This is a genomic window from Sediminihaliea albiluteola (assembly GCF_014077625.1).
In the GTDB taxonomy this organism is placed as follows: domain Bacteria; phylum Pseudomonadota; class Gammaproteobacteria; order Pseudomonadales; family Halieaceae; genus Sediminihaliea; species Sediminihaliea albiluteola.
The window spans coordinates 561,856-578,557 of record NZ_JACFXU010000014.1 but is presented as its reverse complement, the minus strand read 5'-3'; the positions used below and the strand labels follow the sequence as shown (position 1 = coordinate 578,557).

12 protein-coding genes are annotated in these 16,702 nt (G+C 53.9%); 9 read left to right on the top strand and 3 right to left on the bottom strand.

Annotated features, from left to right (window positions below; translation table 11 throughout):
- Positions 1-17: 17 nt before the first annotated feature.
- The 3 genes from H2508_RS09500 to H2508_RS15250 all read right to left on the bottom strand — a co-directional run bounded on the left by H2508_RS09500 (position 18) and on the right by H2508_RS15250 (position 6,855).
- The gene (locus H2508_RS09500; protein WP_182172385.1) at positions 18-1,301 is read right to left on the bottom strand and encodes a Xaa-Pro dipeptidase; all 1,284 of its coding nucleotides are present in this window, start codon (positions 1,299-1,301) and stop codon (positions 18-20) included.
- A gap of 63 nt (positions 1,302-1,364) precedes the next feature.
- The gene (locus tag H2508_RS09495) at positions 1,365-3,284 is read right to left on the bottom strand and encodes an autotransporter assembly complex protein TamA (RefSeq protein WP_182172383.1); all 1,920 of its coding nucleotides are present in this window, start codon (positions 3,282-3,284) and stop codon (positions 1,365-1,367) included.
- A gap of 4 nt (positions 3,285-3,288) precedes the next feature.
- Complete coding sequence (locus H2508_RS15250; protein ID WP_182172381.1) at positions 3,289-6,855, bottom strand: translocation/assembly module TamB domain-containing protein; 3,567 nt, start codon at positions 6,853-6,855, stop codon at positions 3,289-3,291.
- Positions 6,856-6,956: 101 nt separating this feature from the next.
- Here H2508_RS15250 and H2508_RS09485 point away from each other — a divergent pair, with 101 nt between their 5' ends.
- From H2508_RS09485 to H2508_RS09445, 9 genes are all read left to right on the top strand, one after another.
- The gene (locus H2508_RS09485) at positions 6,957-7,427 is read left to right on the top strand and encodes a ricin-type beta-trefoil lectin domain protein (RefSeq protein ID WP_182172378.1); all 471 of its coding nucleotides are present in this window, start codon (positions 6,957-6,959) and stop codon (positions 7,425-7,427) included.
- 141 nt (positions 7,428-7,568) lie between these two features.
- Complete coding sequence (locus H2508_RS09480; protein ID WP_182172376.1) at positions 7,569-8,429, top strand: DMT family transporter; 861 nt, start codon at positions 7,569-7,571, stop codon at positions 8,427-8,429.
- Positions 8,430-8,788: 359 nt separating this feature from the next.
- On the top strand, positions 8,789-9,541 hold the full coding sequence (locus tag H2508_RS09475) for a glucose 1-dehydrogenase (RefSeq protein ID WP_182172374.1): 753 nt from the start codon (positions 8,789-8,791) through the stop codon (positions 9,539-9,541).
- Positions 9,542-9,575: 34 nt separating this feature from the next.
- Complete coding sequence (locus H2508_RS09470) at positions 9,576-11,531, top strand: flavin-containing monooxygenase (RefSeq protein ID WP_182172371.1); 1,956 nt, start codon at positions 9,576-9,578, stop codon at positions 11,529-11,531.
- A 113-nt stretch (positions 11,532-11,644) separates the two neighbouring features.
- The gene (locus tag H2508_RS09465) at positions 11,645-12,247 is read left to right on the top strand and encodes a TetR/AcrR family transcriptional regulator (RefSeq protein ID WP_182172368.1); all 603 of its coding nucleotides are present in this window, start codon (positions 11,645-11,647) and stop codon (positions 12,245-12,247) included.
- On the top strand, positions 12,244-13,437 hold the full coding sequence (locus tag H2508_RS09460) for a DUF1214 domain-containing protein (RefSeq protein WP_182172365.1): 1,194 nt from the start codon (positions 12,244-12,246) through the stop codon (positions 13,435-13,437). The genes H2508_RS09465 and H2508_RS09460 overlap by 4 nt, the downstream gene beginning before the upstream one ends.
- 47 nt (positions 13,438-13,484) lie before the next feature.
- The gene (locus H2508_RS09455; protein ID WP_182172362.1) at positions 13,485-14,318 is read left to right on the top strand and encodes an SDR family NAD(P)-dependent oxidoreductase; all 834 of its coding nucleotides are present in this window, start codon (positions 13,485-13,487) and stop codon (positions 14,316-14,318) included.
- A 16-nt stretch (positions 14,319-14,334) separates the two neighbouring features.
- Positions 14,335-15,579: a sulfotransferase family protein gene (locus H2508_RS09450; RefSeq protein ID WP_182172359.1), complete on the top strand. Its 1,245-nt coding sequence runs from the start codon at positions 14,335-14,337 to the stop codon at positions 15,577-15,579.
- Between the two features lie 51 nt (positions 15,580-15,630).
- Positions 15,631-16,620, top strand: coding sequence for an LLM class flavin-dependent oxidoreductase (locus tag H2508_RS09445; RefSeq protein WP_182172355.1), 990 nt, complete (start codon positions 15,631-15,633; stop codon positions 16,618-16,620).
- Positions 16,621-16,702: the final 82 nt, after the last annotated feature.

Sequence of the window (16,702 nt, the reverse complement as noted above, 5' to 3'; positions counted from 1 at the left end):
TGCTTTTGATGTGTTTGTTAATCTTGTAGTTGATTGAGATATACCACGCCACCTTTCATCACAAACTGCGGCTGCTCTAACAAGCTGATATCGGCAATGGGGTCCCCTGCGACCGCAATGAGATCGGCGTAACGTCCAGCGCGCAGCGAGCCGATCTGCTCACTCATCTTTAACAACTTTGCGCCCTCGATAGTGGCTGCTTGCAGTGCTTCCATGGGGCTCATGCCAAAAGTGACCATTCGTGACAGCTGTTTGGCGTTATCGCCGTGCGGGTACACTGCAGCGTCAGTGCCCATGACCATTTTGATGCCGGCTTGCCATGACCTGCTGAAACTATCTCGCTGGCGCTGGCCAGTGATTTTCTCTTTTTCGATACTCTCGGGCAGCATGCCCGATTTAATGCCTTCCGATAGAATGTATTCGGTATCGTAGATATCCATGGACAGGTAGGTGCCGTGCTTTTTAGCCAAGTTGATGGCTTCGTCATCCATGAAACTAGCGTGTTCGATAGAGTCTACACCGGCTCGAATAGCACTTTTGATCCCCTCTGTGCCATGGGCATGGGCGGCGACGATTAAGCCGCGGCGGTGTGCTTCATCGACAATGGCAGCCATCTCTTCCTCGGTGTATTGCTGTACGCCGACTTTGGTGCCCTTGGATAGAACACCGCCAGTAGCGCAGAGTTTAATGGTGTCAGCGCCGTATTTAATGTTTTCCCGTACTTTTTGGCGCACTGCCCAAGGGCCATCAGCAACACCCTCGGCAACAGCGCGGTAGCGCGGAGGCAATAGGTTGCTATCGCAGTGACCGCCGGTAATTCCCAACGAAGGGCCAGAGACAATCATGCGTGGCCCAATGACATCGCCAGCTGCAATTGCGTCGCGTAATGCGACATCGCTAAAACCAGCAGCACCCAAATTGCGAACCGTGGTGACACCAGCCAGCAGAGTGGTCCGAGCATTTTTCACCCCGGTAATCGCTTGCCGTGCTGTTGAAACACCCAGTGCTTGATAGCCGTGCTCGGTGGCTTTGCTGGTCAAGTGGGTGTGCATATCAATCAGTCCGGGCAGCAGCGTGCTATTGCCTAGATCAATAGTGCTAGCTCCGGCGGGTACGCCTAGTGCTGGCCACTGACCGACCTCGATAATGCGCTCGTCCTCGATAATCAATGCCGGCTGTTCAACTGTGCGCCCCGACACCACGTCCACCATCTGTGCGGCGCGGATATAGAGTGTCTCGGCATAGGCTGCGGGAATTAGTGTGGCGCTGAGCGCCAGGCCACTTAGAAACTGTTTCAACATGATGCCTTGGGTCTCCTTTAAATGAGGGCTAATAGTTAGGACAGGCTGGCAATTGGGGGCCTACTAAAACTCTGGGCCCACAGTAATATAAATTTGGAATGAATCCTTGGCGTCATCTAAGGGAAAGCCAACATCAATGCGCGCCAAGCCGACTGGCGAGCGCCAACGAAGTCCAAAGCCGACGCCGATTTTCTCATCTATTTGGTCGAACTCATTGAAGGCATTGCCACCGTCGACAAACAGTGAGGCGCCCCAGTTGGGAATAATTTCGTGTTCATATTCAATGCTGCCGACCAGCAGATGTTTGCCACCGGTAATGCCATCGCTGGGAAAGAGGCTTTCAAAGCCATAGCCGCGAATACTGCGCGCACCACCGCTGCGAAACTCATAATACTCGGGCATCTGGTTAAAGGTGACACCTAGTGCCTCGCGGCTCTCGACATCGGTATAGCCTAAAGCAGAGCGCAGTAACAAGCGGCCGCTATCGCCCACAGGGAAAATATTCCAGGTATTGAGTCTGGCTTGTAGGAAGCTGGTATTTGAGCCCAAGGACTCATCCGCACCTAAAAGTTCCAAGTTGTAATACTCACCACGGCGTATGTAGAGCGGGTCATCGCTGCGCCGCAGAGTAAAGCGTAGGTTGGGTACTACAGCGCTGAAGTCGGGCGCTAGGGTGTTGTAAGCATCGCGACCGATGGTGCCAATAATGGCACTTTGAGCTGAGCTGGGAAGGTTGCCAAACAGTACCTCAAAGACATCATAGCTTTCGCTGACCAGGCTCAGTCCGGCGCGCTGTTGGAGTTCGTAGGCGCCGTGCTGCTTGCTTGGAAAGTGTAGAGTTGCCGAGGCCAGATTGGTGGCGATACGGGTCTCGCCGCCCTCGTCTAAATCGACGTCTTCATAGGTGAGATCTTTACTTTCGTGACGGGCACCGAGCTCGAGCCGTTTGCCCTCCAGTGGATCGAGCGGAATCAGGTAGCGGAATTCACCGGCTAAGCGGCGGCGTTCTTCAACCACTGCGCCGCCGAGATTGAAGCTGTGGCCACGCTGTCCGATATAACGTCGCGTCCAGTCAGTCTGTAAGCCAAAACCTGTATCGGTACCCCAGCCGATCCGGCCGCGGTAGCGATTGGCGAGGTAGGGCTTAAGTTCAATACTGATTGGCTGCACCACCACTTTGTCACTGCTGTTGCTAGCTTCAGTGGCTTGGCCAGATTCAATAGTGACCGCCTGAAAGTGACCACTTTTACTCAGCGCTCTGCGCTGCTGTGAGAGCTCGCTTTGACTAAAAGGGTCGCCGGGCTGTAGTAGTAGATATTGTTCTAGGTAGTCGGTGGCGAAAGGGTGGCCGAGTTGCTCAAAGCTGATCGGCCCGTAGATATAAAGCGGCCCGGTGTTGATGTGTAGTGACACTTTAGCGCTGTAGCGCTCTAGGTCTACCTCGACACGGGCCCGTTGGTAGCTTGCGTTTAGGTAGCCTGCGGCCACGACTTGTGACAGCAAGTCGCGCTTTATTTCTTCATAGCGCATGTGATTGAGTACGGCGGGATTACCAAAGTCCAGAACCTCACTGGACCGCCATTGACTTAAAGCAGCGCTATCGGCACCGGCGCCGCTAAATTGCAGGTCAATGTCAGCAATGGGAATTTGCTCTCCCTGTTTGATTTCATAGTGGGCCCGCCAGGGCTGTTGGGCTTCCTCGGGTGCTTCGAGTGTGGCCTGAATCGTAGGCTGGTAGTAACCGAAAGGTTGAAGCGCGACCTTGATATCCTGTTCGGCTTGATTGTGCAGCTGCTGTATGCGCGCTCGGTCCAGTGTCTCCTCGTGTTGCTGCTGGATAATAGCCAGTGCAGCGCGTACGTTGGCCAGTGTTTCTCCTCGCAAACCAGTAACAGACACCTTAAGCCCCTCTGCGGCATGTAAGGGTAGTGCCGTGAGTAAAGCAGTACTCAGCAGCAGCCAAGCCCCGAGCTTGTTGCGCATGATGCTAGTTCTCATGGGTAAAAGTGAGGTTAATATTGTTGTCAGCCTCGCCCACATCAATGCCCACCCCATAGCGAGGTGTAATCGTAAACAGACTGTTGAACTCGCCGGTATCTTGGATCAGGTTGTAACCATAACCCACATACACTCGCGGATGGAGGTAAGTGCCGTAGCTGAGTACCGTGTCGCGGTTGGCAGCAGAACGGCCTGTGAGCAAGTAGGACTGGATCTCAGTGGGCTCCAATTGTGGTCGGGAAAACAGTTCTAATTTCGGTTCAGTGACCTTGCCGGTGACCAGCACTCCGGCTGCGGTGACTTGAGGGTCGTTATTGATCCAGCGTACCGCCCGCAGGTTGAGCTCCGGTGACGTGGCGGCTACGTTGGCAAAAATAAGTTGCCCAGTTTGGATCTCGAGGTCCTGTCCGAAGGCGCGAAAGGTGCCATCTTCGAGTGACAGCAGGCCATTGGCACGGGGTATTAAACTGCGCTGCTTGGGGCTGTTGGTAAAGCTGACAGAGCCGCTAATACGACTGATAAAGCCCAGTGCACTGACGCTCACCCGGTCGCCCAGGGTGACGCGCACCTGGCTGTCGATACGAAAAGGAGCTCTTACACTTCTAAGCTGGCCACCGGTCTCGAGCGGAGCATTGATGATGACCACATCGGAGGAGGGGGCAATGACATGGGCCGTCATCTCCGCAGCCTGTTGTTCTGCGGGCATAGTACTCGGGCGCAAGTCCAGTTTTGGTGTGATATCGGCGCGCGGTATATCTAGCGTGCCGCGCAGCTTAAGGGTCTGCTCAGCCCAGGCGATGCTCAGATCCGGTGACAGCAGTACGCGGGCATCGCGGCTATTAAATACCAGCAGCCTGTCGCCTTTGAGCGCCAGTGCTAGTTCCTGATCGCTCAGCTTCGCTGTGCCGACGATATCCAAGCGGCCATCACCCGATACTAGGCCACCACTGATATCCACTTGTTCGGGCTGCTCGGGGTCGTTGATGGCACGCAAATCAATTTGGCGCAGCTTAAGTCCCGCTGCTGGGATATCTGCGCTGGCTTCTGCCAGCTCAAGTTCGCCCTTAATTTGTGGCTGTTGCAGCATGCCAGACAGGTCGATTTGCGCATTCAGGCGTCCACTGGCTGCAGAGAGAGCTGGAACCCAAGCGGCTATGCCGCTGAGGTCGGGTAGGGCAGCCTGCAGCTGCCCACTCAAGGGCTGGTCTTGCTTTAAGGGCAACGACTTGAGTTGCGGTAAGCTCAGACTGGCGTTGAGGCTGCCTTGTTGTGGTGCAGCAAAACTGGCTTGTGCCCTGAGTCCTGCGTCGTCGATACGCATGTCCACTTGGGCGCCGCCATGGGTGAGCGGCTCAAGTCCTTCGGGAAGTTCGACCAGTACCTGACCTTCTGACAGTGTTATTGCCGCATTGGCTCTGAGCAGGCCATTGGCCGCTAGGCTCCCTGTGAGGTGGCCGCTTAAATCACCACTGAGGGCGGGGCTTAGCAAGGCGATTGACAGATCCCGCCACTGGGCATGCAGTTGGCTGCCTGTAAGCTGCGACCAGGCGGCTTCGCTACAGAATTTCGCCGGGCCAGCGAGCTGTTGTAAGCAGCTGTTGCCAAGGCTCACTTGCTCGGCACTCAGCGACAGGGGGCTGGCTTCTTCGAGTTGCCAGTCGCCGTAAGTTTCCGTATGTAGCGATAGCTCAGTGAGCATACCCTGCCAGTGGCTGAAGTCTGCCTCCGGCTTGCCTTGCAGCGCCACAGTGACTTGCTCTGCATCGCGGTCTAGGGCCAGAGTTAAGTGCTGTTGCGATGTGCTGCCGCTTATATTGAGCTGCAGTGATTGGAGTAGGCTTTGGTCGCCGTCCAGCACTGGGCCGGTGAGCAGTGTGAGGTTTAGGGGGGCATCCTTGCCTAAGCTCGCCTGCAAGTCTGCATTTAGACTAGCTAATCTTAGGCTCTCGAAGCCGAGCTCTTGAGCGGCTAGTTGAGCTTTGAGGCGCGGCGTCTCGAGGCTGCCCTTGACTATCCCAGAGGCCTGCAACTTGCCGGCGGCGCCTGCCAGTAAGGCGCCGGGCTTGGGCGCGTCCACTTGCCAGTGCAGGTCGAGCTCTGCGGCAGAAACTAGGCCAGAGGCGCTAACTGTGTTGCCCTCGCTGGCCAAATTCAGTTGGCTTAATTGCGCTACCTCACCCTCTATCGAGAGGGCTGCACTGGCATCAAATGTTCGCCCTTGTAGTGTCCCTTTGAGCGACTGAAGCTGGAGCTCTGCATGCAGCGGCTGCTCGCTTGCCATCTGCCCCTGGCTCTGTAGAGTAAGTGCTAATTGCCCGTCGAGATCTTGTTGCAGCTGTGCTGGATTCAAATCACTAGCCGTCACCTGCAACTGCCAGCGTGGAAAGGGCAGCCACTCCAGCCAGCCCTGGGCCTCGAGTTGCCCTCCTAGCAATTCGCCCTTGAGTGCATTGAGCTCTAGGTGATTGAGGTCGCCTTTGCCATCAATCCACCACTGACTTGGGGGAATGTCCGCGCCGCTCAGGCCAGTAGTGAGCTGCAACAGGTAGGAGTCTGTATCTCCAGAGATCGCGAGATTGCCAGTGGCACTGCTGAGCTGGGGGCTGTCGCCAATTAAGGGCCATTGCAGACCTAGCCACTGCAATTGCAAATCAAAGCCCGGTGGGGCATCGGCGGCGAGCACTAGGTCGCCCTTCAGGTTTAGCGTCAGCGCGGTCTCTGCCAATGCTAAGCTAGCTTGTTCAAGTGCTAGGCGCTCATTCCCCCAGTGACCCGCTATCTCGCCTTGTAACTTGAGCTGGGCGGGAAGGTCGGGAGAGAGCTGCTGGACTTCGTTGACCAACAAGCCATAGGCGATATTGAAGCCAATAGCCTCATGCCAAGCAATAGTACCCTCTAGGCTTAGCTCGCCATTCATTGGCGTGTTGTCGGCCAGCTCAGATTCTAGTAACCAGCCCCAATTGACCTTCAGCTGTAGCGGCATCTGGTCCCGCAGAGCTGTTTGCCCTGTCGCCTTGATGCCACCTTGGGGTAGGCGCAGTGCGAGTTGGTGCAGCTGGAGCCTGTCGCCGACGAGTGTGGCATCAAGTTCAATGGCATCAATGATCAGCGGCGCTTGATCGGCTTGAACAATTTCTAGATTGCGCAGTTTTATACCGTGTAGAGCGATGTCCAGTGGCGGCTTTATTGCGGCGGGGCTAAAGGCTTCACCCGGGGGGCTGGCTTCGTTGGGGGACAGGGTGATGCGTAAGCCCTCCACCTCAAGTTGAGTCAGTTTGACTCGACCATTGAACAAATCGCTAGCTTGCCAGTCGAAGTAAATAGCCTCTGCATTGGCTTCCAGCCCTGGCTGTGAGAAATGTAGGCCATGTAGCTGAAGTGGTCCTAGCAGCGAGCCTGAGAGTTCGCGCCATTGTAAGGAGTCAGGGAATGCGCGTTGAGCTTGCTGCGCGAGGAACTGAGTGCCTGGCTGGGTTGCCAACAAAGCGGCGACAATTGCGGTCAGCAACAGTAATGTAAGGCAGAGGATGAGGGCTATTTTAGCTGCGAGGCGCACAGTTACAGTCGTCCAGAGTAGCTTGGGCTGGGCTTGTTAGTCTAGCCAGTAGCAGTTAGCTTATAACATCAATTGACCATAGTAGTGAAAGGAAGAGAGCAATGAAACCAGCATACATGTTAATCGCTTTGCTAGTAGCAACAGCGGCGCCTGCCGTAAATGCAGTGAGCTTTAACAAGGAGGCTCTCAAAGCGATGCAGCAAGAGGGCCACAAAATAGTCGAACAAGCTGAAAGTAAGCGGCTGTATCGCGCCGGCGCTGGCTTGTGCTTAGACAGTACCGGTCCCAGAGCAGTGCTTAAGGCCTGTAACGATAAGGAGGCTAAGCAAAACTGGACAAGTAATGAACAGCAGCAGTTAGTGGCCAGTGATGGGCGCTGTCTTGGTATTGCTAATGGCGCCGCTGTACTGCAAAAGTGCAGTGCGGCAAAAAACCAGCAGTGGCAACACGATGACAAAAAGCGTTTAGTGAATAACTTGCAGCAGTGTCTGCAATTCCAAGGTAATTTAGTAGCCGGCGCTAATGTCATTCCTGCACAGTGCAACGACGCACCGCGCCAGGTCTGGAACTAATAGGCCGAGCGGAAAGTTTGGCGGCCTCATTGGGGCCGCCATTCTTTTTTCTAAAGTATGACCAAGCCATAGCACTTGCCCTGAGCAAGAGCTAATAAGGTGGTTTTAGCTGAATAGTATCCGCGGTAATAGAGAGCTAGCATGGCCCATACGCGGCTAATTATCATCGCGCTTTGTGCTATTGCAGCGATGTCTTCGGCCCCGGTCTTGATTAAGGCCACTACTGCTAACGAAGTGACGGTTGCCTTCTCACGGCTCGGTATTGCGCTATTAGCTTTCAGTCCCTTGGCAATTTGGCAAGGCAAGTTATGGCGCCTCAGTTTGACTCAGTGGCTGCAATTGTTGCTGATCGGCTTGGTGTTTGCCGTACACTGGCTGAGCTATTTCATCAGCATTAAAGTATCGACCTCCTCAGTGGCCGCTCTAGCCATCACGACCTACGGCGTGCAGTACATGTTGCTGGCCTGGTTGTTTAATGGTGAGCGGATTAGCAAGATCGATTGCTTGGCCGTTGCCTGCTGTTTTGCCGGCTGTCTCATCGTGTCACCAAGTTTGTCTTTTGACGACGACAGTAGTCGTGGTATGGCCGTAGGCTTGTTCAGTGCGCTGTTGTATGCAGTGTTGCCACTGCTGCATCAAAGGGCTAGTAGTATCCCGACTTTAGAGCGGACTTGGGGGCAATTTTTCTTCGCGCTGTTATTCTTTTTGCCCCTGTGGCCTCGGTCAGACTGGAACCTCACGCAAGCCGATGTATACCAGCTGCTCATGCTGGGACTTTTGTGTACCGTGATAGCGCATGGCTTGTGGGTCAAAACCAGTACCGAGTTACCCGCTCTGTATTCGAGCATGATCTACTACCTGTACTTGCCGCTCGCTATGATCGGCAGTCTTGTGTTTCTCGGTGAGGAAATTACGCTACAAAAGCTATTCGGTGCGGCACTTGTGGTGGGCTCCAGTATCGCTCTGTCGATCTATCGCTTTCATCGATACAGAAAGACTTAATCAGTGACTTAAGTGTGTTGTTGGCTGGCAGCTCACTGAGCCGTGATCTCATCGCCCGCCCCGTCATTGTTTCCCCGATGACTCGCTACCTTAAAAAGCGTGCGCAGTATTCTTTACTGCGCCACTGGCGTCTGTATTCAGACCTTTAGGCTGATAGACTCGTTTTAGAAAAGTCTTACCTTTCTAAGCACCTTAAAAGATAAGTGACAGGTAAATCTTTGTTGCTTGTTTCGTGCGGCTGCGCTTGGCAGTAGCAGCAGTGCCATTATTGATTAATAAGCCTCAAGCCTTGGCTGTGACGTCCGCCTTGGATAGTTAAGCATCTGCCGCAGGCTGATTGAATTAAAGGAGTTTCACAAGTGACACAATTTGCAGACAAGGTAGCCCTAGTGACCGGTGCTGCTAACGGCATAGGGCGTTCGGTCGCCATGATGTTAGCTGAGCGCGGGGCTCGGGTGGTGGTAGCAGATATGGCGCCAGCAGGTGAGCAAACCGCAGCAGATATACGCGCGGCCGGCGGCCAGGCAGAGTTTGTGCGCTGCGATGTCAGTGATGGCGCCTCGGTAGCTGCTATGGTGAAAGCAGCAGTGACTTCATTTGGGCGTTTAGATATCGCCGTCAACAATGCCGGTATCGACCCAGAGGTGGCTCCCACGGCTACTTGGGAAGAGCGAACCATAGACAGCATATTAGCCGTGAATGTGAAGGGGGTTTTCCTTTGCCTTAAATATGAAATTGAGGAAATGTTGCGCACAGGCGGTGGTGCTATTGTCAATATGGGCTCGGCAGCTGGCCTTGTAGGGGTTGCTAATAAGCCAGCCTATACAGCTAGTAAGCACGCAGTAGTGGGCCTGACCAAGGCGAGCGCCTTGCAGTATGCCAGTCAGGGCATTGCTATCAACGCGGTGTGCCCCGGTGCTGTGGATACACAAATGTTGGCGGATAACCTCGGGGATCCAGGGTTGAAAGATATGGTGGCAGCCAACCATCCGATTGGTCGAGTGGCTTCAGCCAATGATATCGCTGAAGCGGTGATATGGTTGTGCAGCGCACAGGCTTCCTATGTCACAGGTCACGCCCTAGCTGTGGATGGTGGACTAGTTATCCAGTAAGGGGGCTAGTTGATGGTAAATACAGGGAAGAACTATGACGATCCATTTAGAAGCAAGCGTTGAGCCGATTGTTGAGGGTGAGCAAGAGATAGCTGCAATGCTCAAGGAGCTCAACCCTCCTGCCTTAATTATGTCGATTGTCCATATGAGCGGCGATGCCTCTGTGTTAACACGCTGGCCATCTCCCAAGATCATTGATGTGGTTGAGGCCAGTAGCCAGTCTGTCGAACTATTAGAGGGTGGCTATACCAAGGAGCAAGGTGAGTCCATCTGTGAGTATGCGCTGGAAGTGATCCGCGACTATCGTGCCAATGATTGTAAGCTGCCTCAGCTCAATGACGAGGTGATGGACCAGTTGCTGGACTTTATGTGTGGTCATCATTTGGATGATGAGTACCGTGCATTTATCCGCGAAGAAATTGCTTTGGATGGCATCGATCAGCGCGGCTTGCGCTTTGATAGTGAGGCCGGTCGGCAGCGTGCCACGCAGTTTCCCGTGGTGATTATCGGCGCCGGTATGGGCGGTGTGTTGGCGGCGATTCGCTTACGGCAGGCCGGTGTGCCCTTTATCGTGATTGAGAAAAACTCTGCTGTCGGTGGCACTTGGTTTGAAAACCACTACCCAGGATGCCGAGTGGATGTGCCGGGGCACAGCTACAGCTATTCCTTCGAGCCCAATCACGACTGGGAGTGCTACTACCCATTGGCCGAGGATATCCGGGCCTACTTCGATAGCTGTGCGGATCGCTACGGCGTTAAATCCCATATCCGCTTCAACAGCGAAGTGGTCCAGGCGAGTTTTGATGACAATAGTCAGCGCTGGCAGGTTCAGGTTAAAAATTCAGATGGTCAGCTTGAGACCTTAGAGGCTTGCGCAGTGATCTCTGCGGTCGGCCAATTAAACCGACCCAAGCTACCGGATATCCCCGGGCGTGATAGTTTTGCCGGTCCACTGTTTCACTCTGCGGCGTGGCCTGATGGAGTGAGTCTTGAAGGCAAGCGTGTTGCGGTCATCGGCTCCGGCGCCAGTGCTTTTCAGATTATTCCCGAGCTTGCCAAAACGGCCGCTTCGCTCAAGCTGTTTCAGCGTTCTCCGGTATGGATGTTCCCCAACCCTGTGTATCACGACAAAGTCAGCACTGCTCAGCGCTGGGCGCTGAAAAAGCTACCTTATTACTCTAAGTGGTATCGCTTCTGGCTGTTTTACGTGTCCATCGAGGGCGTTTACGACAAGACCTTAGTGGATGAAAACTGGCACAGTGAAAACTCAGTCAGTCAGTCTAACGACGATATGCGCAAGCTATTAAGCGCTTGGATTGAGTCGCAGCTTAGCGACCCAGCGCTACTTGAAAAAGTGCTTCCGGATTATCCGCCCTTTGGTAAGCGTATCTTGCAAGACAACGGCACTTACTTAGCGGCCTTGCAGCGAGATAACGTGGAGTTGCTCACTGAGGGTATTGAGCGAATTGATGCACGAGGTCTGGTGACGACAGATGGTAGCTTGCATGAAGTCGACGTGATTGTATGCGCCACTGGTTTTCATGCCGATCGTTTTTTGTTTCCGATGCGAGTGACAGGACGTCAGGGTATCGAGTTGAGCGATCAGTGGGGGGAGAACAACGGCCGTGCCTTTTTGGGTATGACCGTACCCAATTTTCCTAACCTATTTTGTATCTATGGCCCCAATACGAACTTGGTGGTAGCGGGCAGTATTGCCCATAACGCCGAGTCGCAGGTTAACTATATTCTGCGTTGTATTAAGCTCTTGCTAGAAAATAATTATGCCGCAATGGACTGCCGCCAAGCGGTTCACGACCAGTACAACCAGCGTGTGGATGAGATTAACGCCGGCACAGCTTGGGGCTCACCTGCGGTGAGTAACTGGTACAAAAACGACCAGGGTCGAGTCACCGCTAATCTGCCGTTTCGTATTATTGATTACTGGCGTATGACCAAAGAACCGAATCCAGAAGACTACCACTTCAACTAAAAGCGCCCATGATAAGGATCACAGTCGCTCTTTCGTTTTTAATAGGACGTTTGTCTTGAATAAAGGAGGGTGACTGTTCAAACTGTGAAAAACTGTCCTGAGTAAATGTTGTTTTGCCAAAGCTAGTTGATCATGCAGAGCGCCGTGCGGCCATCGCCCTTGCCGCTGCTGGTGCTATTGCGGAGCTGGGCCTGATGGGCACCACAGTCCGCGAAATTGCGCGGCGCTCGGGCTTCTCTAAAGGGATTGTTGAACATTATTTTAGTGGCAAAGAGGACGTGATAGCGGCTGCGCTAGAGCAGATGAATAAGCGCTATTTAGTCCGGGAGGAAAAGCAAACAAGTGGCCGCTTGGGGCTCGATGCCTTGCGGGCGCGAATGTATTGCGTGCTGCCCCTAGATAAAGAGACCCGCCAGGAGTGGAAGATTCGACTGAGCTTTTGGAGTTTGGCCGCGATAGATAGCGCTGCGAGAAAAGAACAGCGCCAGCGGCTTAAGCTGACCCGTGAGCGCTTTCAGATCGATATCGAGCAGGCTGTAGAGGCCGGTGAGATCAGCGTGGCAGTCGACCCAGCACATGCAGCTATGCAGCTGAGCTCTTTCATGGCCGGAGTATCTTGTTGTGCCTTGATGGACTCGCACTATTACAGCAAGACAATGCTTAGTGAATTAATTGATAACACCCTTAATAAATTGGTAACGGGAGTATGCCTATGACCACTGAAGATGCTCAGCAGCGCGAGCTACTTAAACAGGGCTGGGATCGTTTCTGCGATCAGCTCAAGGCCGCTGGAGATATCCCCCTGGGGGCCAAAATACCCAGTGGAGATCTGACTCAGGTTGCAGGTTTTCGTAGCCTCGCGCAGAACATTAGTCTGGGCTTGCAGTTCTTTATGGAGAACAACAATCCATTACACCCAGAGCTGTTGCACTACTTCGATCCGCTGCGTAAGCAGGGCGGGGATAACCCTGACGCAGTTTACGTAGGTGCGCCGATTAACGGCAGCGATACCTATCGCATCAGTGGTGATCGCGGCACGGCGCGCTACTTCGCGGTGACCGCAGTTGAAGATGGCGACACCCCTTGGGGCGGAGCAGTGGCTCACACCTTGTTTGGCAAAGATTTACAGGTCGAGCCAGACGGCAGTTTTGAACTAATCTGTAGCCCTGAGCCGCAACCGGGTAACTGGTTAAAGACCACGCCAAAAACCTTTCGTGTGACTTTTCGCCAATTTTTTGCCGACTGGGAAAACGAGCGCCCTATGCAGGCTCGTATCGACCGTCTCAGTGACGAGCCGGTAGCAGTTAATCACGTCACGGCTGAGCGCTTAGTAACTGGACTGGATGTGACATCCCGCTGGGTAAGCGACTCGCTCACCTACTGGGCAGATATGATCGAAAAGTGGAAAGCCCAACCGAATACCTTTCTTTCCTATCGCCAGTTAGATGGTAACGCTTTAGATGTCACGCCTGGTGGCGAACCGCTGATCGCTTATTGGCAGCTGCCAGCAGACGAGGCATTGATTTTGCGCGTGACCCCGCCAGAGGCAGAGTACTGGGCTGTGGAATTTGGCAACTACTGGTGGTGCTCCATGGATTACCGCAGTGTGCTGAGTAATACCAACTGCCACTACGCGGAATTAGAAGACAATGGCGAACTGATTATCGTTGTTGCCCATGCCGACCCGGGTTACCCCAACTGGCTGGATCCAGCCGGGTTTAATGAGGGCTACGTGACTTTCCGCTGGATGCAAGCTGAGCACTACCCAGCGCCAACAGCGACACAGGTCAAGCTTGCGGACCTGCAGGCAAGCCTTCCCGCCGACGTTAAAACGATTAGCGCCACTGAGCGCTCAGCGCAAATAGCGGCTCGTCGCAATGGCGTTATACAGCGCTTTGGCGTTTGAACCACAATAAACATGCAGCCCGCTAAGCGGAGCGTTGGAGGGGTACTATGGATCTTGGATTAACAGGTAAAACAGCATTTATTACTGGCGGTAGTGGTGGCATTGGTCGCGGCTTAGTGTTGGAGTTTGCCCGTGAGGGGGTCAATGTGATCAGCGCATCTCGCGATAAAGCCACTGGTCAAGCGCTGGCTGAGGAGGCGCTTAAACAGGGTTTGCCCGGTCGTATCTTGGCGGTCTCGACTGACGTCACCGATCGAGCCAGTGTTGACGCGGCGGTGGCCCTAGGCCACGAAGAGTTCGGTTTAATTGATGTGCTAGTGAACAACGCCGGTGGCGTCGCACACCCCTCTGCCTTTGAAAGCTTTGATGAAGAAGGTCGACGCTGGGAGATCGCGCTCAACGTGGATGGTGTCGTGAACTGCTGCCAAGCCGTGGCAGAGGATATGTTGTCGCGCAACACCGGTAGCATTATCAACATTTCCTCAAACTCGTCGCTGCTCGGTGAGGCTGCTGCTAACGTGGTCCACTATGGCGGCGTGAAGGGTTTCGTCAACAGCTTTAGCAAAGGCCTAGCTTGGGAGTGGGCGCGCAAAGGGGTGCGTGTTAACAATATCTGCCCCGGTTGGATTGTGCCTCACAATGCCGATGAAGTGGGCAGTGGCAGTTTCTGGAATCGCTTTGGCTTTGACACTATGGGCAAACCCGAGGATATGCAGAAAGCTATGGAAGACGGCACGCTCTACAACATGAGCAGCCTGCCCATGCCTCGCCTAGGGCGGCCAGAAGATATCGCTTGGCTCAGTTTGTTCTTGGCTTCTGAGCGCTCGGGTTATATCACTGGCCAGATGATTTCCGTCAGTGGCGGCGCTTACATGCCTTGATAGAAGGAGAAGGACTTTGAGTAATTGGACTCCGCCGGAGCGCCCTGCCTGGGTTCGTCAGATCATCGATGAAGGGCGGCACATGGATATCCGCAGCTTGGTGCCGCTGGAAGCCTCAGAGCTGATGGCTGCCGCCTGTCAGAACACAGGCTTCGACGATTTTGGCAGTGATGAGTGGTTAGAAGGCTTTCATGTTTTTCTGAAAGCGCTGGATGAAGAGGCAGACCTGCACTTACTGGGTCGGCTGATGACACGCTCTGATATTTTGCGCTGGTTGGAGGCGCGCTTAGGCATTGAGGCCGCTTATGCTCAGAATCCAGAGATTGAAGACGAGGTGATCGATAGCCCGGTGATAGTTACTGGCTTACCGCGCTCTGGCACCTCTATTCTCTTTGAGCTGCTGGCACAAGATAGTCAGTTCGGCTCGCCGCGTAATTGGGAGATTATGTTTCCCTATCCGCCGCCGCAGACAAGCACTTACGAGAGCGACCCGCGGATAGAGCGTTGTGAGCATTTAGTGACCCAGTGGAATAGGGTGGTTCCCACTTATGCATCTATGCATGAAATGGGTGCCAATATACCCAACGAATGCATCGTTGCTATGAGCTGCACCTTCCTCAGTGAGAACCTGCCAGGTCAGTACCAGATACCCAGCTATAACGAGTGGTACTATCAGCAGAACTTAGACTACGCCTACGCGTACTACAAGCGCATGCTCAAAATGCTGCAATGGAAAAACCCGCGTCAGCATTGGCTGCTTAAAGCGCCCAGCCATTTAGGTAACCTACCGGTGCTGTACCGTAACTTCCCTGATGCACAGGTGGTGATTTCCCATCGCGACCCCTTGGTGGCGCAGGCCTCAGTGACTAATCTACTGGGCACTTTGTACTGGATGCGCAGCAGTCAGGGCTTCGACGCAAGCGCCTTCGAGAGCCTGATGGCGCCAGAGGCTGGCGCAGCCAGATTAGATGCCGTGGTGGATCTACTCGAATCTGGCGAGGTAGGACAGGATAGTGTCAGTCATGTGCTCTATGCACAACTAGTGCAACAGCCGCTGGATACGCTGCAAAAACTCTACAGTGATATGGGACTGCCTTTCAGCGACAGCAGCCGGCAGGCGATGCAAGGCTATCTCGATGAAAAGCCTCAGGGCAAGTTTGGCAAGCATCGCTATCAAGTGGGCGAGGAACAGGAGAATAAGCGCAAACGCGCGTTGTTCCAGCGCTACCAGCAATACTTTGCGGTGCCCGATGAAGTATAGGGATAGTTGTTTTAGTAGCAGTTAATTTGCATCAACAATAAGGAGATCGACATGGCTTTTGTCATGGTGAAGTATGAGTGCCGGGCTCCCTCGGAGCTCACAGATTTATCAATGGCCGATATGTATGATTTGGCCTTGGAGCAAATTGCTTGGATTGATAAGCAGGGTTTTCCCGTTACCATCAATTTTTGCGAGCACCATGGCAGTGATGACGGTTATCTACCCAGCCCGATTGTCATGGCGGCAGCCGCGGCGCGTGTTACCAGCAACGTTCGCCTGCAAGCCAACCTAGTGATGCCATTTAGCGACCCCCTGCGTGTTGCAGAAGATATCGCTGTACTGGATAACCTTAGCCGTGGTCGTGCTGAAGTGGTCTTGCTAGGCGGCTATGTCGATTCTGAAATGAAGATGTTTGGCGTTGATCCGAAGCAGCGCGGTCAGTTGATGGAAGAGGGTGTTAAGACACTCAAGCAGGCCTGGACTGGCGAGGCATTTGAGTTTCGTGGGCGGCCAGCACGCATCACGCCACGGCCGATGCAGCAGCCACACCCTCCTATTTTCATGGGCGGCAGTTCGGCGCCAGCAGCCCGTCGTGCGGCGCGAGAGGGTGATGGTTTCATCGCTGGCATGCCACACTTAAACCCCATTTATGAAGCGGAGTGTCAGCGTTTGGGTAAAAAGCCCCGCTTCCAAGGCGAGATGGCCTTCTCTTACCTCTATGTTTCAGAAGATCCCGATCGCGACTGGGAGCGCTTAGCGCCCTATGGTCTCTATGAGACAAACTGTTATGCACGCTGGCAGAGCAGCACGGACCTAGACATGATGTACAGCAGCGCTCTCGACGCTGAGGCACTCAGAGCTACGGGAACCTACCAAGTGGTCACTGCTGAAGAGGTATTGGCGAAAGCCCCCGAGCTTGCCGCTAATGATGCTTTTGTACTGCATCCGATGGTCAGTGGCTTAGAGGCGGACTTGAGCTGGAGTACGGTCAAAAACTTCTTCGAGAAAGTCGCCCCAAAGATCGAGCTGCATTCCCAGTGAGCTAAGTTATACCCTTCTGCTAGCCAGTATTGTTGTTAAGCAGAAGGGGCATGTCTTTGGCGAGCTAACCATCGAATAGCTT

What these genes read in the sequence shown, in the direction of transcription:
- H2508_RS09500 (WP_182172385.1), bottom strand. Translation starts at nt 1,301, where the DNA reads ATGTTGAAACAGTTTCTAAGTGGCCTGGCGCTCAGCGCCACACTAATT.
- H2508_RS09495 (WP_182172383.1), bottom strand. Translation starts at nt 3,284, where the DNA reads ATGCGCAACAAGCTCGGGGCTTGGCTGCTGCTGAGTACTGCTTTACTC.
- H2508_RS09485 (WP_182172378.1), top strand. Translation starts at nt 6,957, where the DNA reads ATGAAACCAGCATACATGTTAATCGCTTTGCTAGTAGCAACAGCGGCG.
- H2508_RS09480 (WP_182172376.1), top strand. Translation starts at nt 7,569, where the DNA reads ATGGCCCATACGCGGCTAATTATCATCGCGCTTTGTGCTATTGCAGCG.
- H2508_RS09470 (WP_182172371.1), top strand. Translation starts at nt 9,576, where the DNA reads ATGACGATCCATTTAGAAGCAAGCGTTGAGCCGATTGTTGAGGGTGAG.
- H2508_RS09460 (WP_182172365.1), top strand. Translation starts at nt 12,244, where the DNA reads ATGACCACTGAAGATGCTCAGCAGCGCGAGCTACTTAAACAGGGCTGG.
- H2508_RS09455 (WP_182172362.1), top strand. Translation starts at nt 13,485, where the DNA reads ATGGATCTTGGATTAACAGGTAAAACAGCATTTATTACTGGCGGTAGT.
- H2508_RS09445 (WP_182172355.1), top strand. Translation starts at nt 15,631, where the DNA reads ATGGCTTTTGTCATGGTGAAGTATGAGTGCCGGGCTCCCTCGGAGCTC.